Below are 537 nucleotides of genomic sequence, written 5' to 3' on the forward strand. Positions count from 1 at the left end.
CCAGCAAAACCGGCAAGTGGCTCAACTATTCCCCGACCATCTTAGCATCCTTCCTACTAATTTTAATAAACGTCGTCGCCCTCCCTCTAGCAATCCTCTGGAACATCATGCCGTTCGTGTTAGAAACTATGGGGGGCGACGACGTTTATTAAAATTAGTAGGAAGGATGCTAAGATGGTCGCCCCTGTGCCACCTGTGTTTGCGTGAGATGTGGCTTGCGTATGTGCTTGGCGTTTCGTCTTGGAGGGTGATGTCGTTCAAAAAGCCTGTGCGCAAGTATGAGCCTTCGATGAAATCGTGGGATAGCACGGTGTTGGGTTCGATTGCGTTTGGCATGATTTTCGCGAACGCATCAACGCTTATGATGCCCTTGCCAGAAAATGAGCTTTCGCCGAAGACATCGAAAAATACCTCGCTCGAATGTGCTTGATAGCAGTTTGCTCCTTTTGTGCCACTGAAGATTTTTGTGAAAGCGTTTTGCATACCGGATGATATGTTCGTCGCGATTTGTGGCTGCATAATTCCGTAGCCCTGTAT

The 537-nt window shown here is 48.0% G+C and carries 1 protein-coding gene; it reads left to right on the plus strand.

All coding sequences use genetic code 11. The features are described from left to right. Positions 1 to 166: 166 nt before the first annotated feature. Entirely contained in the window at positions 167 to 430 is a 264-nt protein-coding gene (locus tag ACYVTD_RS15960; RefSeq protein WP_461248668.1) for a hypothetical protein, read from the plus strand. Positions 431 to 537 lie beyond the last annotated feature (107 nt).

Source organism: Treponema sp. R6D11 (genome assembly GCF_054786075.1).